Source organism: Cupriavidus sp. GW823-FHT06D04, from assembly GCF_058795055.1.
Genome location: NZ_JBXAHL010000059.1, coordinates 1 through 23,109, shown reverse-complemented (window position 1 = coordinate 23,109; position 23,109 = coordinate 1). Strand labels below are relative to the sequence as shown.

General features: G+C 58.5%; 15 protein-coding genes and 8 pseudogenes. 13 read left to right on the top strand and 10 right to left on the bottom strand.

Annotated elements, in window-relative coordinates; all coding sequences use genetic code 11:
- Positions 1 to 123: 123 nt before the first annotated feature.
- Positions 124 to 1,377, bottom strand: coding sequence for an ABC transporter substrate-binding protein (locus tag AC1Q7H_RS37105; protein WP_492316779.1), 1,254 nt, complete (start codon positions 1,375 to 1,377; stop codon positions 124 to 126).
- Positions 1,378 to 2,010: 633 nt separating this feature from the next.
- Here AC1Q7H_RS37105 and AC1Q7H_RS37100 point away from each other — a divergent pair.
- The 5 genes and pseudogenes from AC1Q7H_RS37100 to AC1Q7H_RS37080 form a co-directional block, all read left to right on the top strand.
- Positions 2,011 to 2,277, top strand: a pseudogene (locus AC1Q7H_RS37100) (transposase); the annotation flags it as partial.
- A gap of 106 nt (positions 2,278 to 2,383) precedes the next feature.
- Positions 2,384 to 3,028, top strand: a complete 645-nt coding sequence (locus AC1Q7H_RS37095; RefSeq protein ID WP_492370407.1) for a transposase — start codon at positions 2,384 to 2,386, stop codon at positions 3,026 to 3,028.
- Positions 2,914 to 4,011, top strand: coding sequence for an IS110 family RNA-guided transposase (locus AC1Q7H_RS37090; RefSeq protein WP_492316761.1), 1,098 nt, complete (start codon positions 2,914 to 2,916; stop codon positions 4,009 to 4,011). Before AC1Q7H_RS37095 ends, AC1Q7H_RS37090 begins: the two co-directional genes overlap by 115 nt.
- Before the next feature lie 388 nt (positions 4,012 to 4,399).
- Positions 4,400 to 5,205: pseudogene (locus tag AC1Q7H_RS37085) on the top strand (IS5 family transposase).
- 12 nt (positions 5,206 to 5,217) lie between these two features.
- A pseudogene (locus AC1Q7H_RS37080) lies at positions 5,218 to 5,946 on the top strand (IS30 family transposase); the annotation flags it as partial.
- A gap of 9 nt (positions 5,947 to 5,955) precedes the next feature.
- On the opposite strand, the pseudogene AC1Q7H_RS37075 reads toward AC1Q7H_RS37080, so the two are convergent.
- Positions 5,956 to 6,222: pseudogene (locus AC1Q7H_RS37075) on the bottom strand (transposase); the annotation flags it as partial.
- Positions 6,223 to 6,292: 70 nt separating this feature from the next.
- Here AC1Q7H_RS37075 and AC1Q7H_RS37070 point away from each other — a divergent pair.
- The 4 genes and pseudogenes from AC1Q7H_RS37070 to AC1Q7H_RS37055 form a co-directional block, all read left to right on the top strand.
- Positions 6,293 to 6,945: pseudogene (locus tag AC1Q7H_RS37070) on the top strand (transposase).
- A 258-nt stretch (positions 6,946 to 7,203) separates the two neighbouring features.
- Positions 7,204 to 8,037 carry a porin gene (locus AC1Q7H_RS37065; protein ID WP_492316750.1) on the top strand — a complete coding sequence of 278 codons (834 nt, stop codon included), beginning with the start codon at positions 7,204 to 7,206 and terminating at the stop codon, positions 8,035 to 8,037.
- The gene (locus AC1Q7H_RS37060) at positions 7,955 to 8,218 is read left to right on the top strand and encodes a porin (RefSeq protein ID WP_492370406.1); all 264 of its coding nucleotides are present in this window, start codon (positions 7,955 to 7,957) and stop codon (positions 8,216 to 8,218) included. The genes AC1Q7H_RS37065 and AC1Q7H_RS37060 overlap by 83 nt, the downstream gene beginning before the upstream one ends.
- A 186-nt stretch (positions 8,219 to 8,404) precedes the next feature.
- A pseudogene (locus tag AC1Q7H_RS37055) lies at positions 8,405 to 9,129 on the top strand (Tn3 family transposase); the annotation flags it as partial.
- Between the two features lie 96 nt (positions 9,130 to 9,225).
- Here AC1Q7H_RS37055 and AC1Q7H_RS37050 read toward each other — a convergent pair.
- The 5 genes and pseudogenes from AC1Q7H_RS37050 to AC1Q7H_RS37030 form a co-directional block, all read right to left on the bottom strand.
- Positions 9,226 to 9,366 (bottom strand): annotated as a pseudogene (locus AC1Q7H_RS37050) (IS630 family transposase); the annotation flags it as partial.
- A 9-nt stretch (positions 9,367 to 9,375) separates the two neighbouring features.
- Positions 9,376 to 10,026: a gluconokinase gene (locus tag AC1Q7H_RS37045; protein ID WP_492316752.1), complete on the bottom strand. Its 651-nt coding sequence runs from the start codon at positions 10,024 to 10,026 to the stop codon at positions 9,376 to 9,378.
- 163 nt (positions 10,027 to 10,189) lie between these two features.
- Positions 10,190 to 11,017, bottom strand: coding sequence for a tripartite tricarboxylate transporter substrate-binding protein (locus AC1Q7H_RS37040; RefSeq protein WP_492382342.1), 828 nt, complete (start codon positions 11,015 to 11,017; stop codon positions 10,190 to 10,192).
- Positions 11,018 to 11,254: 237 nt separating this feature from the next.
- Positions 11,255 to 12,592 carry an MFS transporter gene (locus tag AC1Q7H_RS37035; protein WP_492316754.1) on the bottom strand — a complete coding sequence of 446 codons (1,338 nt, stop codon included), beginning with the start codon at positions 12,590 to 12,592 and terminating at the stop codon, positions 11,255 to 11,257.
- 130 nt (positions 12,593 to 12,722) lie between these two features.
- Complete coding sequence (locus AC1Q7H_RS37030; RefSeq protein WP_492316762.1) at positions 12,723 to 13,898, bottom strand: M20 aminoacylase family protein; 1,176 nt, start codon at positions 13,896 to 13,898, stop codon at positions 12,723 to 12,725.
- A 115-nt stretch (positions 13,899 to 14,013) separates the two neighbouring features.
- Between AC1Q7H_RS37030 and AC1Q7H_RS37025 the strand changes: the two genes are divergently transcribed.
- Positions 14,014 to 14,964 carry a LysR substrate-binding domain-containing protein gene (locus AC1Q7H_RS37025; protein WP_492316755.1) on the top strand — a complete coding sequence of 317 codons (951 nt, stop codon included), beginning with the start codon at positions 14,014 to 14,016 and terminating at the stop codon, positions 14,962 to 14,964.
- A 532-nt stretch (positions 14,965 to 15,496) separates the two neighbouring features.
- On the top strand, positions 15,497 to 16,201 hold the full coding sequence (locus tag AC1Q7H_RS37020; RefSeq protein ID WP_492316756.1) for a transposase: 705 nt from the start codon (positions 15,497 to 15,499) through the stop codon (positions 16,199 to 16,201).
- Positions 16,202 to 16,301: 100 nt separating this feature from the next.
- On the opposite strand, the pseudogene AC1Q7H_RS37015 reads toward AC1Q7H_RS37020, so the two are convergent.
- From AC1Q7H_RS37015 to AC1Q7H_RS37005, 3 genes and pseudogenes are all read right to left on the bottom strand, one after another.
- Positions 16,302 to 16,856 (bottom strand): annotated as a pseudogene (locus tag AC1Q7H_RS37015) (ISL3 family transposase); the annotation flags it as partial.
- A gap of 491 nt (positions 16,857 to 17,347) precedes the next feature.
- Positions 17,348 to 17,725: a hypothetical protein gene (locus AC1Q7H_RS37010; protein WP_492316757.1), complete on the bottom strand. Its 378-nt coding sequence runs from the start codon at positions 17,723 to 17,725 to the stop codon at positions 17,348 to 17,350.
- 96 nt (positions 17,726 to 17,821) lie between these two features.
- Positions 17,822 to 19,333 carry a replication initiation protein gene (locus AC1Q7H_RS37005; protein WP_492316758.1) on the bottom strand — a complete coding sequence of 504 codons (1,512 nt, stop codon included), beginning with the start codon at positions 19,331 to 19,333 and terminating at the stop codon, positions 17,822 to 17,824.
- A 1,237-nt stretch (positions 19,334 to 20,570) separates the two neighbouring features.
- Here AC1Q7H_RS37005 and AC1Q7H_RS37000 point away from each other — a divergent pair.
- Both AC1Q7H_RS37000 and AC1Q7H_RS36995 read left to right on the top strand, forming a co-directional pair.
- Complete coding sequence (locus AC1Q7H_RS37000; RefSeq protein WP_078201874.1) at positions 20,571 to 21,782, top strand: ParA family protein; 1,212 nt, start codon at positions 20,571 to 20,573, stop codon at positions 21,780 to 21,782.
- On the top strand, positions 21,779 to 22,750 hold the full coding sequence (locus AC1Q7H_RS36995; protein ID WP_492316759.1) for a ParB/RepB/Spo0J family partition protein: 972 nt from the start codon (positions 21,779 to 21,781) through the stop codon (positions 22,748 to 22,750). Before AC1Q7H_RS37000 ends, AC1Q7H_RS36995 begins: the two co-directional genes overlap by 4 nt.
- The last annotated feature ends 359 nt before the right edge of the window (positions 22,751 to 23,109 follow it).

The following is a 23,109-nucleotide window of genomic DNA, read 5'->3' as shown; positions in this document are numbered from 1 at the left end:
GGAGGGGCGGACCGATAGGGATGCCCCTGTAGAAGGTGCCGCGCCAAGACCACGATGTTCTGGTGATCCGCGACGCCGTGCGCCGCGAGAAACCCGCAGCGGCGCTGCTCGGGTGGCGGAAGATCAGATGCGGAAATCAGCGCTCTTGATCCACTGCCAGTAGTCCGCGCCTGCGGGCTTTTGCAGTCTGTCGGAGAACACCACCGTGATATCCGACAGCAGCGGGTACGGATAGTCACTCTGGTGTTTGGCCAAGCCCTGGTAGAACATCTGCTCGGCGATCTTGTCAGCCCGGTATCGTCCACGTCCGCCAAAACTTTCGACTTCGGCGCCCACAATCGATTCCGCGATCTCATCCGTCTTTGGCCACCGGCCAGTGGCTTTGGCGGCCTTCTCGACGCCAGCCTTGTAGGCCATCAGGTTGAAGTACGCACGGTCCGCCGATGAGGTCGGCACAGCCTTGTAGCGCGCCTGGTACTCCGAAACAAAGGTCTTCTGCAGCTCGGATGCCCCCGGCAAGGCAAAGAAGAAGGTGTTGTGCCCCAGCACGGTACCTTCCGGGACGAAACTGCTTCTCAGGTCATTGATCTGCCCTCCTGCCACGGTCGAGGCAATGATGGATCGCAATCCGGAAGCGGACGCCTGGCGCAGGAAGATCGGCAAGTCCGAGAGAAAGAGCGAGGTGAAGATCAGATCGGGCTTGGACGCATTCAGCGCAGCCACGTTGGTCGTGTGGTCCGTGGCGCCGACCTTGACCCACTGCTCAGATACGACCTTGGCCTTGATCCCGAACCTTTCGAGCAGCGCCTTGAACGTATCCCAGCAGTTGCGGCCATAGGAATAGTCCGGGTTGATGCCCGCCACGGTGACAAACTTGCCCTTGTAGTGCTTTATGACCATGAGTGCGGCCATCACCGCTTCGCACTCGTTGTCGGTGGAACGAAACACGAAGCGCGATTTCGGCATCGACTCCTGAACACCGTTCTGGGTCGTGCCATCCCAGCACTGCAGAAGAACGCGCTCATCCTCGGCAACAGGCGCGACGGCCAGGGTGACACCCGTGGAGATGAGGCCATGCACGGCATCGACTTTTTCCTGGAGCACGAGGTGCCGGAAGCGCTCGATGGTGTCCTTTGGTGTCGTCTCTTCCTGGACGACGAGCTCCACTCTTCTGCCCGCGATGCCGCCGGACCGATTGATGCGATCCGCCCCCCATCTCACGGCCCGGATGCTGTCCTCACCCAGAAACGCCCCGACTCCTGATCGTGGTGCGAGTAATCCAAGGCGCAGTGGCCGGTCTTGCGCGATGGCCGGAGCCCCAAGGGCCAATGCTGCACCGCCCAGTGCCCCGCGCAAAAAGGTCCGTCGATTGATCATGAGGTCTCCTGTGCCTTCTGGCATATTCTTCGAGTTGATATATGTTGCTAACATGTTAGCGGAATATATCACCTTTAAGAAGATGCCCGGGATTGGTGTTTTCCCTTGCTTTGTCGCCGCCCGTCTCGACGATCCACTTCATGCAGGATGTCGCTCAATAACCTCGCCCCGCTGCCGTAGCTCAGTACTTGCATCGCCCATCAGTCGTGGTTCATGTGACCAACCGAGGCCGACACTGCAAGACATGCCGCGATCGCAGCCAACGAAAAAGCGAATGGCAATGAGTTCGTCGACACGGGTGGATGGCGACAGGCCTTTGAGGAGATCCTCGCTAAAGCTAACATCGCGCCCGGGCTCGCCTCGAGAATTTGGTGGATTGTTCGATGTGCGGCTGTGCCGGAAGTCATTGCTAACGTCGCTCGGCAACTTCCCCTGCCTTCTGGGCTTGCGGGAAGACGACCGGTGAGTTGTCGATGGAGCTGGGCGTGTCGGACTAGACGTTGCGCAACTGGTGTTGCAGATCGTTATCTCCGCCAATAGCGGTCACAATTTCCGCCAATATCGAAATCTGATCTTGCCCCCGAAGAGTGGAGTTCTTAGCCCTATGTTCAAATACGAGCAAGGAGCTAAGACATGTCAGGCAAGCAAACGCGAGCGAAATACTACAAATTGGAGGCGGTTCGCCAAGTGAGGGCCGGCCAATCGATTGCGGTCACGGCCAAGGTTCTCGGCATTGCCAAGGGTAGCCTTGGCGCTTGGATGCGTCAGAGTGAAAAGGGAGAACTGGCGGCAGGGACGATTGGCAAGCCGGTGACCGTCACGCCTGAGCAGATGGAGCTGGCTCGGCTGCGGGCGGAGAATGCGCGCCTGAGAATGGAGCGCGATATCGCAAAAAAAGCCGCGGCGCGTTCAACCGGTCGTCGCAACACCTTCTGGTCTAATACCGACCCAGGAGGGAAAGTAGTTGAAGAAGAGAAGACGTGGACTGTCGCCTGAACAGAAGGCAATGCTATGGCGTAGATGGAAGGATGGTGAATCGTTAAGCGACATCGGGCGCTCACTTGGCAAGCACGCAGCGTCAATCCATGCGATCGTAAGGCTCAACGGCGGAATCATGCCGACGACGAGGAAACGGTCACCGCAGGCTTTGACATTAGCGGAAAGAGAGGAAATTTCGCGTGGCATCTGCGCAGGCATGTCGTTGCGTCAGATTGTGGGTAGCTTGGGCCGATCTGCATCGACGATCAGTCGCGAAGTTGCGCGTGGCGGTGGATTGACGAAATGCCGGGCGGCACTGGCGGATGCAAACGCCTGGGAACGGGCAAAACGACCGAAGCCATGCCGTCTCGCCGCTAACGCAAGGCTGTGCCAGTTGGTTGCGAGCAAGCTGCAGCTAGATCCTATGCAGCAGGGGGTGGGGGAGATCGACGAACTGATACCTAAAATCAGCGAGTCGAGGGTTGCTCAAAGGAGAGCATCATGCGCACAGATCAGGCAGATAGATCACACCCAGAGGAAGTTGTGCTGGCGGTGTCACTGGAACTGGCTACCGCGAAGTGGAAGGTTGCACTCCAGGATGGTCTGCGCAATAGTGCGGCGGTCCACACCGTCGCGCAACCGGATGCTGCGCGGCGCCTGCAAGCGGTACTAGACTTGGTCGAACGGCATAGGCAGAAGTGGTCGTTGCCGATGGGCACGCGGATCGTGGTGAGCTACGAAGCCGGGCAGGACGCGTTCTGGATCTACCGGGCACTGCGGACTCGCGGCATCGAATGCTACGTGGTCGATCCCGCGAGCATTCCCGTGGAACGCCAGAAGCGACGCGCAAAGACGGATCGGCTCGATGCCATCAAACTGGTCCTCAATCTGCGTGCATGGCTACGAGGCGAGCGCGACCGCATGCGGGCAATCCACGTGCCGTCGCTGCAGGATGAAGCGTCCCGCCATCTGATGCGCGATCGTGGGCAGTTGCAGAAAGAGGTACTGCAGCACCGCGACCGCATGCGTAAGCTACTGGCCACGCTCGGTTGCTGGGATGAAGTCGACAGCAAGAAATTCTCAGCCCGGCTCGCTCGCGACGAGGTACGGTGTCACGACGGCACCTCACTACCGGTCGAGTTCCAAGAACGGTTGCTACGCGAGTGCGAGCGGCTGGCATTGGCTGAACAGCAACTGGCGGCACTAGAGAAAGCGCGCCCGACGAGTCTGCCCGAGCCTGCACGCGCGAAGATCGGTCACCTCACGCGCCTGAATGGCATCGGAGCAGTTGGCGGAGCGCGATTGGTATTGGAGTTGTTCTGGCGCGAGTTTGACAACCGCCGACAGGTTGGTGCGTGCGTTGGCCTCGTGCCTCAGCCCTACGACAGCGGCGAGAGCCGTGTAGACCAAGGAATCAGCAAGCAGGGCAACCGACGAGTGCGGGCGTTGCTGGTTGAGATGGCCTGGTCTTGGATTCGCTACCAACCAGAGAGTGCGCTGACACGATGGTTCAACCAGCGTACCCAGGGCACTGGACCAAATCGCCGGGCCCGACGAATTGCGATCGTCGCGATCGCGCGACGTCTCGCAATTGCACTATGGCGCTATCTGAAGGATGGAGTAATCCCCCAAGGCGCCCATTTGAAACCAGCCTAGCCCACCCAAGGGAGGGTAGCAGCGACAGTCATTGGACAATGTAATACGAAGTGCATATGGTCGGAAGTGAACGTGCCCGTAACACGCTCGGGTTGCAAAGCAACCGTTCTTCTAGATGGGGCATGTTCCCAAATTGCTGGCGTAACGCGCATCAGGATGAGGCTGGCTCCAACGCCAGCGGATAGAAGGTGGTGAGCCGCTAAGGCTCACGAGCGCAAGAAGCGGCTTCAGGCCATCGTGGATTACAGCAACCCCAACCGCCCCGATCTCCCGAGGTGTGGAGGCTTTGCATATGAAGCAATTTGATAGTTTGGAACGCGGCTTGACAAAAGACTGCTCATAGAAGAGCGTGTTATGCACTTTTCGTCACGGCTCATGTCATAGGGAGATGACGAAACGCAGACCGTACCCGACGGACGTGTCGGACGAGGAATGGAACTTTGTAGCGCCGTATTTGATGCTGATGGACGAGGGCGCTCCACAGCGCAAGCATGAGTTGCGCGAATTGTTCAATGCGCTGCGCTGGATAGCACGTGCGGGAGCAGCCTGGCGACTGCTGCCGACCAATTTCCCGCGTGGGAGGCGGTCTATCGGCAAACGCAGCGCTGGTTGCGCGCGGGGTGCTTTGAAGCAATGGTGAGCGACTTGCGTTCGATACTGCGTGTTGCACAGGGTCGTCGTAGCCAGCCCAGCGCCGTGATTCTCGACGGTCGGACGTTGCAGTCGACATGTGAAAGCGGACCAAGGGCCGGATACGACGGGTACAAGCGCAAGCGGGGAAGCAAAGTTCATATGGCCGTCGACACGCTCGGCTACTTGCTCGCGGTACATATAACGCCCGCCAACGAACAAGAGCGGGCTCAAGTCCAAGAACTGGCGCAACAGGTACAACGTGCAAGCGGCCAAACTGTGAAGGTTGCCTTTGCAGACCAGTGCTACACCGGTGAAGAGCCGGCAGAGGCGGCGCGCAATGAAGGCATAGAGTTGCAGGTGATTCGACTGCCCGAAGCCAAGAAAGGCGTCGTCCTGCTGCCCAGACGATGGGTTGTGGAACGCAGCTTCGGCTGGGCCAATCGCTTTCGCCGGCTCGCACGAGACTATGAACGTCTGCCAGAAACCCTGGCTGGCTTGCATTTCGTCGTCTTCGCCATGCTCATGCTTGTTCATGCAGTCCCCATTCTGCAAAGTGCATAACACGCTCTAAATTGGTCGCCCCAGCGGATCGCCGGTTGGTTGAAACTGCAATATCCCGACGACGAAGCCATGCAGGTCCCTCACGAAACGATCTACCGTAGCCTGTTCTTTCAGGCGCGCGGAGTGTTGAAGGCGGAGCTGATGAAGCACCTGCGTACGCGCCAAATGATGCGCCGCTCGAAGAAGGCGTCAGCAAAGGGGCAACCGCGTGGACAGATCATTGAAGCAGTATCGATCCGTGAGAGGCCGGCAGAAGCCGAGGATCGGGCGGTTCCGGGGCACTGGGAAGGCGACCTCTTGAGCGGTTCGAACAACACGCACATTGCGACACTGGTAGAACGTCATTCGCGCTTCACCATCCTCGTAAAAGTAAACGGCAAGGACACTGAGAGCGTTGTATCCGCGCTGAGCAAACAGGTTCGCAAGCTGCCTGCGCAACTGCGCCGGTCGGTCACCTGTGATCGTGGCATGGAACTCGCGCAGCACAAGGAATTCACGGTCGCGACCGACGTGCAGGTGTTTTTCTGCGATCCACAAAGCCCGTGGCAGCGCGGCACAAACGAGAATACCAACGGCCTACTGCGTCAATACTTTCCCAAAGACACCCCCTTGGACGGCTGTTCACAAGCTGATCTCGACAGGATCGCTTTGCAGTTGAATCAACGCCCGAGAAAGACGTTGGATATTATGACGCCCGCCGATAAACTACACGCCAGCATCGGTGTTGCGACGACCGGTTGAACGCGCCGCGGCTTTTTTTGCGATATCGCGCTCCATTCTCAGGCGCGCATTCTCCGCCCGCAGCCGAGCCAGCTCCATCTGCTCAGGCGTGACGGTCACCGGCTTGCCAATCGTCCCTGCCGCCAGTTCTCCCTTTTCACTCTGACGCATCCAAGCGCCAAGGCTACCCTTGGCAATGCCGAGAACCTTGGCCGTGACCGCAATCGATTGGCCGGCCCTCACTTGGCGAACCGCCTCCAATTTGTAGTATTTCGCTCGCGTTTGCTTGCCTGACATGTCTTAGCTCCTTGCTCGTATTTGAACATAGGGCTAAGAACTCCACTCTTCGGGGGCAAGATCACCGCACGTGCGAATCTTGTTCCGAGGCGATTCCGGCTTCTGTCGTCCGCTGCTGATGGCCTGGTACGAACGCCACGATGTCGATTATGTCGTCGGCCTGGCCAAGAACTCACGCCTGCTCACGTTCTCGCAGTCCTGGCGAGAGGCCGCTACCCCAGGCTTTCGAAGCGACCCAGGCGCCGCAGCGCCACTTCAGTGAGTTTGCCTATCAGGCCGGCTCCTGGTCCCGCCTGCGGCGCGTAATCGTCAAGGCCGAGCACAATGCCCAGGCGCCAACCCGCGCTTCGTCGTGACCAGCCTCGCCAATGCACCGCAGGAACTTTACGAACGCGGCTATTGCGCGAGGGGCGAGATGGAGAACCGGATCAAGGAATGTCAGCTCGGCCTGTTCGCCGACCGCACCAGTTGCCACCTCTGGTGGCCGAACCAGTTCCGTCTCCTACTGGCTTCGCTGGCTTATGTGCTGATGGAGCGCCTGCGTACGATCGGCCTGGCGGCACCGACCTGGCCCGCGCCCAGGTCTGGACCTTGCGCTGCCGCTTACTCAAAGTTGGTGCCGTCATCGTGCGCAACACCCGCCGGATTCGCTTCTTTCTTGCCAGCGCGTTTCCTCATCAAGAATCTTTCCTGCTCGCCGCACAGCGCTTCGCCTCCGGCTGATTCAAACACGGTGCCTTCCACTCCATGCTGAACACATGGGGTCGGGGGATCTTTGGCCGCAGCGACGCACGTTGCTCGCAAAACAGGCAGAGAAGACGCCCCCAACGCCATTTCACTCGTGCTTTCTCACTAGCTCGGGTGTTTAAGCTTCAGCACGAAATATGCGGGTTAGCGCCAGAGCCTGGCGCGCCGGCCGCTGACGGGGCGGCCGGCCGCGTCCCAAAGAAAGCAAAGAGAAATCAAACCTGGAGGAGATTTATGAAGAAGATCGTACCCGGCAGCGCCGCCGCCCTGCTTTGCGCGGCAACCCTGCTGCCGGTGCCGGCACACGCGCAGAGCGTGCTGCTCGGCGGGCAAATCAAGCTGGGCCTGGATGCCACGTCCACCACCGGCGCGGGACGCGCCGGCAGTTCAACAGGGCGCGCCGACCGCGAAACCAACAACACGAGCCTTTTCTTCCTTGACGGCAAGGAAGAGCTCAACAGCCAGCTCAAGGCGCTCTACCACCTGGAATGGGACTTCTCCGCGGACACCGGAGCCCAAGGGGCCGCGCGCGCCTTTTACGTCGGCTTCGACCACGCCGACTGGGGTCGGCTGCAGCTGGGCCGCCAGTCGGTCTACTTCAGCCATCACTGGTTCATCAACGATACGCATGGCGCGTTCGATGCCGCGCCAAACGCGGCCAACTCGCTCAACGTGCTGGGGACCATCAACGGCACGTATTTTGCCGGCAACGTCCTCAACAACACCGTGCGCTGGGAAGCGCCCACCTACTTTGGCTTCTCGGGCATCGCCTCGTACTCGTTCGATGCCGAACAACCCGGCAACGGCCGCAATCACACGTGGTATCTCGGGCCGACCTACACCAACAGGGGCCTCAAGATCGGCTACTTCCACATGGAGCGCAACAGCCAGGGCACCTTGCCGGCCCAAACGGCAGGCGCGCTGGACCAGACCGCCGACCGCCTGGCCATTGGCTACACCTGGCAAGGCCTGCGTTTTTGGCGCGGTGGTCGACCGCAACCGCGTGCACGACAGGACTGCCAACACCACGCAGGACCGTTACGCCTTCGGCATTCCCGTCAACTATGAAACGGGCCCCCACGTGTTCTCCATGACCTACGGCCAGGCGTTCTCCATGCACCTGAACGGCAACACCGTCAATGGCACCGGCGCGCGCATGCTGTCGCTCAGCTACCAGTACAAGATGAGCCGCCGGACCACGCTCGACCTGACCCTGGTGGAGTTGCGCAACCAGGCTAATGGGCGCTAGAATTTCTGGCTCAGCGGCATCAACGGCTCGGCGCAACTCTCGGCGCAGGATGCCGGTGCGCGCTCGCGCATGGCGTACCCGGGTGTAAAGCACTTGTTCTGAAGGCGCTTTCCCGCCGGCCCGTTCGCGCTGTCGCGAGAACGGGCCACCACGCTCAGGCCGCGCCCAGCCGTGGCAAGGCCGGACGGCGGCGACGCGTTCGAGGCGATCGAAACGGCGATGCCATAGCATGCGTTCACCAAGAGTGTCACCGAAGCTGAGCAAATCGCCCAGCCGGAATCGTTCGATTTCCTGCATCTGGTGGGCGACCATTTTTCGACGTTGCGTCGCTATGTGCCGGAGTCTCTCGACATCCTGAAGCTGCGTGCCGCGCCGGCCGCCAAGGACGTGCTGGCAGCCGTCGACACGATCCGGACGATGAACTTCAACGATGCGCGAAAGGTCCCGGCCAATGCGCCGACGTCCTTCGTCAAGAAACGCTGGGAGCCATCGGCGCTGGCCAAGAACGGCATCGATCGCCGGTACTATGAATTGTGCACACTGTCCGAACTGCGCAATCGCCTGCGTTCCGGCGACATCTGGGTCCAGGGCTCGCGGCAATTCAAGGACTTCGACGAGTAGCTGCTGCCAGCGGAGAAGTTCGTCGCGCTCAGACAGAGTCGTCTGTTGCCGCTGCCCATCCGATCGACCAGACCGCCCTGATGTTGCCGCGCGTCAAGATTACCGAACTGCTGATGGAGGTCGACGGGTGGACCGGTTTCACTCGCCATTTCACCCATCTGAAGACAGGCGAGCCAGCCGTTGACAAGACATTGCTCCTAACGACGATTCTTGTGGGCGACTGTTCAACATCGCGAAGAAAAAGCACCAACAGCAGTTTCACCTGTCCGGGAAATCGATCAACGAAGATACGGTCATGCAGGTCGACGATCTCGTCGGTGACCGTCGCACAGGCCTCCATTACAATTGCCACCAGGGTCGCGTGGCGGCGTTGCGGCCCGAATTTCGCGAGGTCGTTGGGCCCACGAACGATTCATCCCGAACGACGCCGCGACATCATCCGGATGCTCCCCCTCGGCCATGCATTGCACCACAAGGATGCGCATTTCTTCAAGCGTGTTGTGAGCCAAGCTGCGCCCGTCCCGCATGAGCGCCCCTCAATGACTATCGCTCAAGCATAGACCATTTGTCCGCCAAATTTCTGACTTATGAGGCTCGGTTTGGTTGCGAGAATCCATGAGCAAAGAGCCCACAGTCATTGTACTGTCGCAGGGGGCCCAGCCACTGCGCTGTGCCCAGGCAACGACCTGCTGCGTCAGCACGTCAATCGGATCCATGGCATTAACCATGAGAACGTCCGGCTCGCTTACCGGACTTTCCAACGTTGCAAATTGATCGGCGACCAGTGCCGAAGTAAAAAAATGTCCGGAGCGGGACTGCACACGCTGCAGCGCGGCTTCATAGGGCAGTTCGAGAAATACAAATCCCAACTGTGAATTGCCTGCACGTAGACGGTCACGGTAATTGCGTCGCAACGCCGAGCAGGTCAGCACTATGCCATTGACGTCGTTGCGGGGGGCGAGCAGACCCGCCAGATGATCCAGCCACCCAGCCCTGTCGTCGTCGGTCAGCGCAATGCCTACCGACATCTTCCTTATGCTCAGTGCCGGGTGAAAAACGTCACCCTCAAAGAGTGGCCAATTGAGTGCCTGTGCGAATGCCTCGGCAACAGTGGATTTGCCGCAGCCGGAAACTCCCATCACCACGATAGAAGGAGATTTGCGATTTGAGATGGGGCTATTCGGCATGGCTGAAAAAGTGAACTAACTTACTGCGATCAAGCGTATCTTTGAGCGAACTCATTGAAACGATTGCTCAACAGCTTCCGCTCGGATGAGTGGGCACACCAAGCGCAACGCGACGATTTGCTGAGTTTGCTTAGACTGAGATGCACTGGTACAGCGAAGGCTGTTACGGCGCGGTGATGTTGGCGCGCTTGACCAGGGCGCGGTTTTTCTCCAGCACGGAGGCGATCAGCTGCCGCGAGGCCTGCTCGTCGCCAATGGAGGACTGCGCTCCTATCTCTTGCAGGCGACGCTGAACGTCGGGCTGTTGCACAGCACGGGCAGCGGCGGCGCGCAAGGCATCGGCAATGGGCGCGGGCACCTGGTTCGGTATGACCAGGCTGAGCCGGGTAACCGCTCGCTCATTCAAGTCGGCGTGGCCAAGTTCTGTATAGGTGGGCACGCGCGGCAATTCGGGCTGGCGCGCCGCGCCGCTCACTGCCAGCGGCACCAGCTTACCTGTGCGCACATGTGGCATTGCAGACGGCAGTGAGTCCATCACCACTTGGACCACGCCAGCAACGCTGTCGGTCATTGCTGGCCCGTTGCCGCGGTAGGGAACGGCAACGATCTTCACGCCCAGTGCTTCGTTGAAGGCTTCGACAAACAGATGGCCGGAGCTGCCCACGCCGGGCACACCGCAACTATAGACGCCGGGCTTACGCTTGAGTTCGGCGACAAAGCCCACAAAGTCCTTGGCGGGGAAACTGGGATGCACGGCCAGCATGGACCACAAGCCGACCAGATTGAAAGGGCGCAGCCGCTCGTTGGCTTTCGCCGCCTTGCCCGAGAAGAGCGGGTTGACCATCCAGGTGCTGTCAGTACCGATGCCAATGCTGTAGCCGTCCGGGGCGGCCGTGGCAATCGCCTCGGTGCCGATCATACCGGCGGCACCAGTTCGGTTTTCGACGATCACGGCCTGCCCGAATTCCTTGCGCAGGGCTTCGGCGATCACACGTGCGATCAGGTCAGTGGAGCCCCCCACCGCAAACGGCACGATCAGCCGGATCGGTCTGGCAGGGAAAGCGGGTTGCGAGCGCACTGGCAAGGACGCCAGGCCCAGCGCGGACACTGCATATAGGCAAGCAGCGCGGCGAGAAATGACAATAGACATAGAAGGCTCCCAGGAAAAAATGAAAGGGATAGCGGTGGGTCAGCGCAGCAATATTTGCGATAGCACTAGCAAGCTGCGTCAATCGATAGGCCGGCCTGCTGTCTCTTTCATGAACGGCAGCGGTGTGAGGGAAAGGAGACCGCAGCCGATCAGATACCACGCGGGCGAGAACACGTTGCCGCTCAACTGAATCAGCAGGGTCGCGAAAAACTGGGCAAATCCGCCAAAAATTGAGGCACCAGTACAGTAGACAATCGACATCCCTGTGACGCGCACGGTTCGAGGAAACAGTTCAGGCTGAAGCACAAGACCAGGGACGATGGTGAACGTCGACAGGATCGCAAGAACAGTACACACGCTGACCAGGACGAATAACGTCGGAATTGCGTGGATCAGCATGAAGGCAGGATAGATCGCGGCGATGAGCAGCAGCCGCGAAACCGCCAGGACTGGCTTGCGGCCGATGCGGTCGGACAATATCCCAGCGATCGGTGCGCAGACCACCATAATCGCTGCTGCAGCAACAGGCGCCCATAGTGACAGCGACATGGGAAAGTTCAGCACTTGCACCGCGTACGACGCGATGTAATAGACCACGATGTAGTTGGCCGCCGTGCCGCCGATCGTGGTGAGGATGCCGATCGTCAGGCCCTTGGAGTGATTTTTGAAGACATCCTTGATGGGCTTGGAGAGTTCGATCGCTTCCGAATCAACGGCCTCAGGCAACGTTTCCCGAAGATTTCGGCGGATGTAGATCGCGACAAGCCCAGCAGCCACGCCGATCACGAACGGCACCCGCCATCCCCAGCTCTCAAGCGCATCCTGCGACAGCAAGGTGCTCAGCGTAACCGCCAGCAGCGCACCGCACACCGTGTTGATGCCTTGGCTCAGGATCTGGAAACTGCCGTACAGCCCCCGCTTTCGGTCACCGCCAAACTCCATCAGCAGCGTGGTCGCGGAACCGACCTCACCGCCGAGTGCGAAGCCTTGCAGCAATCGCGCACCGAGTATCAGCACCGGCGCAGCTAGGCCCACAGTTGCGTAGGTCGGCGCAAAGGCGATGAGCGCTGAACCTATGGCCATCAGTGTCAGCGTGAGATTCATCGCTGCTTTACGGCCCGCACGGTCTGCATATGCGCCGATGACCAGACCACCGAGCGGTCGCGTGATGAAACCGATGCCGAACGATGCTGCAGCCAGCAGCAACTGCGTCAGATGATCCCCGGTAGGGAAGAACAGCTTACCAATGATGGGGGCGAAAAAGCTGTACGTCGTGAAATCGAAAAATTCGATACCATTACCAATAGTGATCGCCGCGATCGACTTCGTCTTGCGGGCGCGCTCACCTGCACTTGCTCTGGTGGGCGCGGCTCCTCCGTCCGCGCCTCGCGTGTTTCGCAAACCTATATCGTCCATGATGTTGTTGTCTCCAATGGTGTTCCATGACCAATTGATCGTTTTGCTAATTGGTCTGCTTTTAGCTTTGAGCGGCAGCCGGCCACACTGATGCCGGCACGCCGTCCAAAAGGTCAGTGCAACCAGATTCCTACACAAGAAACTTCTCGGCGAGCTTCACCCAGAACCCAGCACCCGTTGTCAGGCACTCGTCATTGAAATCGTAGTGAGGGTTATGGTGTGACATGCATCCACCTTCGCCGTCGCCGTTTCCGATAAACAGATAACTACCGCGGCATTGCTCAAGGAAATATGCAAAGTCCTCACTGCCGGTGACAGGATCCATGTCGACGACGACTCGATCGGCGCCAAGCCAGTCGAGCGCCACCTGCTGCGCGAACCTGGTCATCTCAACGTCGTTGACCACCATCGGGTTGCCGGTTCGGTAATCGATGGTTGCGGATGCCCGATGAACCGCGGCCTGTGCGTGCACTACTTCGATAATGCGCTCACGCAGAAGCGCGCGCACTTCGGCCTTCAATGCACGCACCGAGAGTCGCAGCTCGACCGTTTCGGGAATGACGTTCGGTGCGTCGCCGGCATGGAACGATCCCACCGTAATGATCGCCATCTCGAGAGGCGCGACGGTGCGCGACACGATGGTCTGCAGGGCCACCACAATATGTGAGGCGGCAACGATCGGATCGATGGCCTTTTGTGGCACCGCGCCGTGTCCACCTCGCCCCTTGACCGTGATGATCACCGTATCGGATGAAGCCTGGATCGGCCCTGGCCTGAAGCCAAACTTGCCCGTGTCGAGTCCCGGAAGATTGTGCATCCCGAAAACCGCATCGCACGGAAAGAGATCAAACAGACCATCCTCCAGCATCTTCTTCGCGCCTCCGAGGCCTTCTTCTGCCGGCTGAAAGATGAGATTCAGCGTGCCGTTAAAGGAGCCTTCATGTGCGAGGTACTTGGCGGCCGCCAGCAGTATCGTGGTGTGGCCGTCGTGGCCGCATGCATGCATCTTGCCTGGTGTCTGGCTCGCATAGGGCAGGTTCGTCAGTTCGTGGATGGGCAGCGCGTCCATGTCGGCCCGGATACCGATGCGGCGCTTTCCATCGCCGCGCTTCAGTTGTCCGACAACACCGGTCTTGCCCAGACCCCGATGTACCTCGTAGCCCCACTCCTGCAGCCGTTTTGCGACGAGATCACTGGTCTCGAACTCCTCGAACCCGAGTTCGGGCCGCGCATGTAGTTGCCGCCGCAAGTCAATCATTTCTTCCTCACTTGCGCCGAGCCCCGGCGGAATTACGCTGTTCTCCATGTCACCTTCCGGTTGATTCATTTGGTGACTGAGCATATTCAGAGTCGGCTTTGACCGATAGCCAAGCAGCAGTTAAAGTGCAAACCACTGGTTATCACCTACCGAACACTATTCCATGAAACTTCACCAACTCAAAACGCTGAATGCCGTTGTCAACACCGGCGGGGTTCGGGCGGCGGCCCGTGCGCTCGGCGTATCGTCTACTGCTGTGACCAAGGCGCTACACGAACTTGAAGCCGACCTAGGCGTACAGTTGCTCCATCGCCACTCGGGAGGTGTTTCGTTGACCGAGTACGGGCGTGCACTGCAAGTTCACGCCAAATCAGTGCTGAAGCAACTCGAGCGGGCGGATTCCGAGATCCGGATGATGCATGGCGCGAACGCCAGCAAGCTGACGATCGGCGTGACGCCGTGGGTCGCGCTGACCTTTCTGCCGCCGACGGTCATCAAATTCCGTGCTTTGATGCCCGAGGTGAAGCTCGAGTTCTACGAGGGACTGTTGGCAATTGTTCAGCCATTGTTGCGCGACGGCACGCTGGATTTCTCGATAGGACGCGCACCAGACGAGCCGGTGCGTTCCGAGTTCCGAACCGTTCCCATATTCTCCAGTCAGGCGGCAATAGTCGGGCGCAAGGATCATCCAAAGCGAAACAGCCGAACGCTGCACGAGTTGACAGAGGCAGAATGGCTGCTGACCTGGGATCCCGCCGGGGAGGCGCCGATGCTGGAGGCGCTATTCAGGAAACACGGAGTGCAGGTGCCTAAAACCATCCATCTCGCCCATTCCGTCTCGGTCGGGCTGGGGCTGCTCACGCAAACAGATATGCTGGGCGTCTATCCATGGCCACTCGTTGAAATAGGCTTGATGCGAGACGGATTGACCGCTTTACCACTGCGGGAAGTCGTTGATCAGTCGACGGTTTGCATCATGTCGCGTAAGGATGTGGGAATGAGCCCCGCCGCTAATTGCTTTTTCGAGTGCTTTCGCGAGGTGATTCATGAAATGGAGCGCTCGAGCGAGCCGAACAAGCGACGGCTGTTTCATTCGCTAGAGGTGCTTCTTTAGAGCGCCGACATCGCTGTGAAGTACAGCAGCTGTTGCAGATCGCTATTTCCGCCAATGACGGTCACAATTTCGGCCAATATCGAACGTTTACCTCATTTCCTTATACAGAAGTCATGACTCTTCCCGAAGTCGTGAACTGTAGTAATCGCGGTACGTTTGCGTAGTAATGTCGCTCCGCACCATGGGCTGTGCAGGTTTCGTCTCTCACGACTCAAGTTTTCTCACTGCAGCAGGCAGCAACGCGACAACTTGCCTTTCGGCCCTCATCGCAACAACGAGTTGGCGGCTATGTCGTTCGACCCGCCCTACCCTTTCCGCCAGCTTCGTTAGGATCTCTCGCGAATGCTCATGCTGTTCGACAACGTCAAAGCCGCTGAGCCAACGCACCACTCCAGTCAGCGGATGCAGAGGCTTGCACCACAGAGCGCTGGGATGCCGTGAAGTGTAGTAATCGTGGGTCTCCCGCACTTTGTGTGACGGCCGAGTCGAGGGCTTGATTCCCGGCCGGTTTGGCCGTACGTTGATCGTTACCATGAGGCAAGTTCTCGGTGGGATCGATCGTATTCTCGCCCGTGTGGGCAAGCGCTTCGTCTCCAGCGATGCGTGCGGGGAGACCATTACTGTCGAAGCCTGCAGTATGGTTCGCGCGGCACGTTGTCCTGGCTGCCATCGTTGGAGTCACCGACTCCACGGCCGCTATGTGCACAGGCTGGAAGAACGTCCGATGCTCGAGCAGCGGGTCGTTCTCGCTATTGAGGTGCGTCGCTTCAAGTGTACGAACGCCAATTGCCCCCGTCGTACGTTTGCCGAGAACATCCACGCCTTGGCGGGCCGGTATCAACGTCGTACGCGATCGCAGGCTCGCGCTTTGCACGCGCTGGGCCACGCCCTCGGTGGTGAGGCGGCGGCCCGGCTTGCTAACGCCTTGGGCTTGCGCACCAGTGCCGACACCGTGCTGCGGGAATTGCGAAGAGCTTCTGGGCGCAAGCGCAAACCACGACCGCGGGTCGTCGGCATCGATGACTGGGCGATCGCGCGCGGTCGCCAGTACGGAACAATCATCGTCGATCTGGAGCGACGTGAGCCGATCGAGGTGTTCGCCGGCAGGGACGCCATTGCGGTGGCCGTGAAGTGTACTAAAGATGGGTCTTCCGCAATTTGTGTGACGACGGCGAATTCGCGTGGAGGACCCTTGCCGGCGTCTTTTTCGCCCCACTACCACCGTTCTTCTTACTGACTAACGTAAGCGAGCACGCCAGCCTCGTCCTGGCCGCACGAACTCACGCGCCGACGATAGCGACCGGACTAGCGGGTCCAGTAGGACAAGGCAGGCCGGTTTAGTTCGGCTTCAATACCCGCAGCCGCAGAAGCTCGATATTGGCGCGGCCATACATTTGGCGCTTGAGGAGCTTGAGCCGGTTGACATGACCCTCCGTCTGGCCATTGCTCCATTGCAGCCTGAAGGCCGCCCGCACAGCCGGTAAGTCGGAGCTCAGGCTTTGCGCGAACCGACGCATTTCCTCAGCGTCGCAGCACGACAAACGTTTCAACCATCGATCGAAATGCAGCACACTTCGCCGGTGCATGAGTCCGAGAAACTCCCGCGCGAGACTGCGGACCTCGCCCACCACGGGTTCGATCTTGCACAGCGCCTTCACGAACCGCTCGTGGTCCGCGCTTTTGGGCTCCTCGATGGCGAGGTTCCTCCATCCGACTAGCCATCCGAACACGCGTCGGGCCGACGGCATCGGCATCGTGGGCTTCAGGACAAGCGGGGTCTTGCCCAGCGGAAAGAGGAGGCGGGTCACGCAACTCTGCACGCAGGCGGGACTGCCCTTATAGCCGCGCTGCTTGAGTTCTTGCCAGATCAGTTCAGGAAAGCGACAGCCCTGGATGCCCTGTTTGATCCTGAATCGTGCCGATGTCTGTTCGCCATTCTGGAAACGCGAGTGGCTGGATCCGACCTTGAGGCGATCAGGTTCTGGCGACTCAAACAGGCTTGGCAACTTTCATCAATTGCTTCGTAGAGCGTGCGCAGCGCCCCACAGGAACGTTGTTTCGTAACATCACCGCTAACTCACTGATCGAAAGTAGTTGCACCTGACGCCGTTACGCCGCCGCGCGGGTGTAAATGATCAGATTTGATCGCAGAATCCGCCTACAGTTTAAAACCCTTACAAGGTCCTGGACCTCCCCCCGCGCCAACCCCGGACACGCGCGGCGATGACGGCGGTACCCACGCGTCCCCGCGACGCACCTACGTCGTGGCCATATCCGCCAGCTTGGTGAGCGCTTCGGACGCAATGTGCTCTGGATTAATGCCACCGTGGTCAAGGCCCGACCCGGCGGGGGAGCCAGTAGCTAAAGTTTGCAAGGTCAGGATCTAGCGGGATTTGATTGTGGGCAGCATGTCCTTGTTACGCTCGATGAGCTCGTCGACCAGCTCCACCAGGTATTGCTGCATGGACGTCTCGGTCATCGTACTCAGCAATTTCAGGTTGGTGTACCGGCGCTTGTTGAGCTTCACGTTGACCGTTCGATAGACGCTGTTCTCGTCCAGGTCCGCGGTAGTTGAAGCCCGTGCGGTTCGCGCAGCTTGTCCAGTCACGGCCGGGGAGGCTGCTGGCGTAGTCTCCTCAGCCAGGTCCCGCCCGACCATAGCGCTGGACTCGAGAAAGCTCGCGACTGCCGCCGGCGAGGCCGCCCCCTTGGCGGCTCCCGTTTTGGGTGACTTGCTGAAGGTACCGATTTTTTTGGTCACGGTGGACTCCCGTTGGCCTAGCCGAAGTGTCGGTGTAGAGCTGTTGCAGCTCCATTGTTGATTTCGAGGGCGGGTTACCGGCTGTCGTGTTCTCTGCTAGATAAGGCTGCTTTGGTTCTTTGAGCGCGTCCGCGCCGCTTTCCTCATTTCACCCGCGACAAAGGAGCAGAACGAAGCAGCAATCGTCGGACGGTCCATGATGTTAGCTTCGCTGACGTCAGCGGGCTTGAGGCCTTGCCGCTCGATGGTCCGTATTCCGATAGTGTTCGTAGTGGCAAACTTTCGAACGAGCTCGTCTCGCATCTTTTTGTCGGCGGCAGCAAAGAATTCCATGGCCATGCGCGTTTCCTCGGCCCGGCGTTTCTCTGCCGCCGCATCGGCCGCAGCAACGCTCGCAGCGACTGCGCTTTGCGTCGAGGTCTTAGCCACATCTTCAGCAGAACTCTTGGCGGCTATTTGGGCCTGAATACGGTCAACTTCCTTGTCAGCTTCGGAAACAAAGCCGCCAGCGTCGATAACCTTCATCAGATAGCCAGCGACACGCGTGATCTTGTTGCCGCGGCGGATTTCTCGGCGAACGTACTCGATGGCCTGTTCAATCCTTGCGTCAGACCAAGTTTCTCGGTTTGAAGCAATGCGGTCAAAGTGCCGGTCCGTCAGCCCAAATTCGCGCTGTAACGTCTGGAACAATGCGACCGAGTTGAGCATTGCGGCTTTGGATGCTTGCGCGCTCTCCTTGCGCTCCATCTTGAACCGAATCTGGTCCTGCTTGCGCGATTTCGGGGTTCCTGCCCTAGTCTCGTACGAGATGGTGATGTCCGAGAGTTGATTAATCTGTGCAACCGCCTTCTCCAAGTAGTCTCGCTTGAAGAACTTGAACTCATTGTTGTTCGCCCAGGACTTACCGGGTAGGTTTCGCACGAGTTGAAGCGGCAACCAGTCCGTCCGCCCCTTGTCCACAGTAGGCAGAACGTGGTCGTAGATTCCTCGGGCGTAGATGAGCGTAAACCGCGAGGTGACCAGCAGGCTGGTCCAATAAGAATTCTCTGGGTCCTTGATGAGCCGTTGCAGCTCTTCTGGGACGCGGAAGCGAATATAGCCGTTGCGCACGCGCACACGTCCGATGAGCTCTAACCAATCCCCATCCTCGTTGCTGACAGTGGAGACCTGGAGGGAATTCACCCGGTCCTCTAGCTCGTCTTCCTCATCACGAGATTCAGAATCCTCTACGATGCGCCCTGCTCCGTCGACGGTCTCCACTGGGGCGTTCGTCACCTCAAGCATGGAAGCCTTGACCTCCCGGATGACCGCGGAGAAGTGCTTGGTGTTCCGGCTGTCATACCGCATCAGCCATTTGAAGAAACTGAGCGAAACTTCGTAGCTGTCGCGAGACTCTGGTTCTTGAGCAACGATGAAGTAGGCTGCGTCGACGAAGCGGCGAGCCACCATGCCAAGCCCGATGATGCGGGCAAAAATCGTGTTCTTGTGAAACCCAATGTCCTGGTCGCTCTTGACTTCGTCAATGGGCTTTTGCACAGGCGCCATCTCGACAAACAGATCGAGAGCGTACTGAAGAGAGGTGACCCGCCGGTCTATGCTGCTGGTCATGCCCGGTTCCTGTTGTCGGCTGCCTGACGCACAAAATTGCAGGAGACTGTAGCAGATGCAGGTGATATGTCAATCCACGAATATCACCCTCATTTCACGCCGATTGCCGCACGCACAGAATCTCTCACCTAAGCACAAATCCTCTCACCTGTCCGTTAGCACGAACGTGGATAAGTTCCTGTCTGATAAGGGAGAACAACAGTTATTCACACGCGTGACACAAAATCTCTCACTTTGCGGGCCCTGATATCGTCGAACTCTCACCTTTCCGGGGTCGCATATCACCTTCATCCTCAAAATCTATCACCGTAGCGCACAAAACTTCTCACTTTTGAGGCTGAACTCTCTCTCCTCTCAGTGGCTAAGTGCTTGTTTTTAAATCACAAGTATTCTTCTTGTTTGTAGGTTTGTAGGTTTTTCTTTGTAAACAACAACCCACAAACAGACAGGGACGACAGAAAACGGGCCGCTCAGAACCTCGGGCACGTCTCCAGTAGCCCGCCCGCCAGGAGCGGTAACTTGGCCGCCCCCCTGGATTTGCGCAAGCTGTTACAGGACAGGACTACGCGAGCTATTCGGTCCTCGTCGCAAGATTCAAGCGGCATTGATTGGTAGCAGTTGAAGGTGAGAGATTTTGTGCACGCAGCTACTTGTGGTTGACGTGGTTGGGATTTCATTTGCACAAGATCTCTCACCTTGCTTCTCATCATTCCTGGCGTAGCTGGAGCGCAGGCAGTGAAGGTGAGAGATTTTGAGACCTTTGCCTGGCAGTACTTTGCCCACTACTGCCGTTCGCCACCGTCTGGTCTGTCTTAGGTGAGAGATTTTGTGCTCCGTCCCGCCCCGTGCCCAGGTCGCCTTTGGGTAAGTTGCACAGAATCTCTCACCTTTGACTTCCTTAGCGGGCTGTGTGCGCCGCAGAAGCCTTCCATCCATTGCCCATCCCCGTGGGCTTGGTCCGCACTGACCATGGTGCAATTCACAAAATCTCTCACCTTCAACTCCCAAGATCAATCTGACTTCAGGTTCTCTGCGCAGTGCAAAGGTGAGAGATTTTGTGCAGGCTCATATTGGGGGTCTCAGCGCGAGTTGCTCGAAAGCAAGGACATCACTTGGTGAAGAGCAGATAAATGCACTTTAGGCTTTCGTGGAAGTACAGGATGTGCCTAGAACAAGGAAGTTTTCCATTTTTTCATGTATTCTCCGTTTAACCTCATTTTCACGGGAAAACTCAGAAATGGCGAACGTCAGTACACCGTTACCCAAAGACCGAAAGGTTTCGCTCGAGAAAATCAGCACCTTTGCCTCCGTCGTCACTGACTACGCAAATGAACTTCGGGACCATATCTTGGCACCGCGACCTCGCAAGGTTGCCCCCATGTTTACCACTGGGGAGATTGCGGAGCTCTGCGGGTTGACGCGGCAGCAGGTTCAATACCTGGCTACCAAGGGGGATGGGATGTTGCCGGAAGGTCAGTCTACCGGTACAGGCCGGTCGCGCAGTCGGCTGTTTACTCTACCTGAGGCGCGCGAGTGGGTGCAGAAGGTATCCAACATCTATCAGACTCCGCTACAGGCCGGACCCAGTGATTTTGAAGGAAAAATCATTATCACTTCGCAGTTGAAGGGTGGCTCGGCCAAAACCACTACAACGATGTGCCTGGGGCAGGGCTTGAGTCTGCGGGGTCGGAGGGTTCTGCTTGTGGATTTGGACCCGCAAGCCTCATTGTCGGAGCTTTGCGGTCTCTATGCGGAGAAGGAAGTCTTTGCTGAGAATACTGTTCTGCCGTTCATTGAGGGGCACGAAGACAGTCTGGAATCGAAGATTCAGTCCACCTATTGGGATGGCCTCGACCTTATCCCAGCTCACACAGAGCTGGTTGCGGCGGAGTACCACCTGCCCGCAATGCAGCTCAAGATTCCTGGTTTCCGGTTCTGGCAAGTCTTGCGCAAAGGTCTCGAGCCTTTGCGCAAGAAGTATGACTACATCATTATCGACACGTCACCATCGCTCTCTTATCTGAACCTGAATGCATTGCTGGCGGCAGATGCCATGGTAATGCCGATGGTCCCGGAGAACCTTGACTTGTTCAGTTCGATTTCGTTCTGGCGCCTATTCTCTGACGTTGCAAAATCGTTCATGAAGTTTGAGGCGGACAAGACATACGACTTCGTGTCTGTGCTGCTGACGCGCGTGAATAATGGCCCCCAATCCGCGGCTCCTGTAGTGCGGACTTGGGCGCAGGGGGCATACAAAGATTGGCTTGACCCCTTCGAGGTGCCTGCAAGTACGGTTATGAGCTCCGGTGCACTTGCATTCACCACGGTGTTCGACATCAGCAGCTCTCACAGCCAGTCTAAGTCGCTTCAGCGCGTCCGGCAGCCCCTGGTCGAGTACTGCCGCTGGATTGATGACATGTTCGTGAAGCAATGGAGGCCCGCACAATGAGCAACATTCGAGAACAGATGCTTGCTAAGACAGCGGGCATCCGCTCAACGGCGGAGCGCACGCCGGACGCTACTCGTAGAACGACCACTCGCACGGAGACGGCGCCGGGGATGGCAGGCGCGTTGGCTGCGGCACAGCTTCGAGTGCAGGAGCTCGAGGCGAAAGGCGTGCCATCCGAACTACCGGTTTCGGCTATCGTACCGAACCCGTGGCAGCCGAGACGCCAATTCAACGAAGTAAAGCTCTCTGAGCTGGCACGGTCGATTGCGGAAGCGGGCCTCCTGCAAGCTGTGACTGTTCGCCGGGTCGGCGAGACATATCAATTGGTTGCAGGGGAACGGAGATGGCGCGCGCATAAGCTGCTCAATCTGGAGATGATTCGAGCAGTCGTTATTGAATGCTCAGACCAGGACATGGCCGCATTCGCATTGATGGAGAACGTAACTCGCGATGACCTCTCAGACTACGAAATTGCTATTTCGGTGCGACGCGCAGAGTCCGAGTTTCCAAACCGCACCCGTCTCGCTGAAGTGATTGGCGTCACTCGGAGCGAACTCTATAAATATCTATCGTTCGACGAACTGCCAGATTTCATCAAGCGGGACCTCGACCTGAATCCTGCTTTGTTGGGGGCACATGCCGCGCAGCTTGTGGCCAACGTATTGAAGAAGACTGGCGAAAACGGATTGAAGGCGGCAAGAGAATTGTGGCCGCTTGTTGTTTCGGGAGACCTTGTCCAGACCAAACTCGAACCGTCTATCGCCGCGCAAGTGACCCGAGGAGTTCCGACTGCGAATGCCGGCGGTCGTAGCATTCTGAAAATTTTCTCAGGCAATGTTCAAGCCGGTAGCATCACGAAGGACGTCAAGGGTCTCACGTTCAAGTTCAAGGCAGGTGTAGTCACTGAGGCGCAGGAAGCTAACTTACGCGAATACATCGGGAAGATGTTCTCCATACAACCCGAGTGACAGACCCAAAACGCCCTGCAGCGTATCCCGCGCCTAGTCTGGGGTGACTATCTCATTAAACCCGCCATTTGGCGGGTTTTTTGTCCACTGAAGTGTCCCGGGCGGGACACTTTCCTACCGGCTATGCGCGAGGCACTTCCCGCCCAGGACACCCTCGCAGGAAAGTCCGAGTGTCCCGAGCGGGACACCTTCCTACCGGGTACGCGCGAGGCCGCATCCCGCTGGGACACCTTCGCAGCAGGAATCCGAATGTCCCGAGCGGGACACCTTCCTACCGGGTAAGCGCGAGGCCGCATCCCGCTGGGACACCTTCGCAGCAGGAATCCGAATGTCCCGAGCGGGACACCTTCCTACCGGGT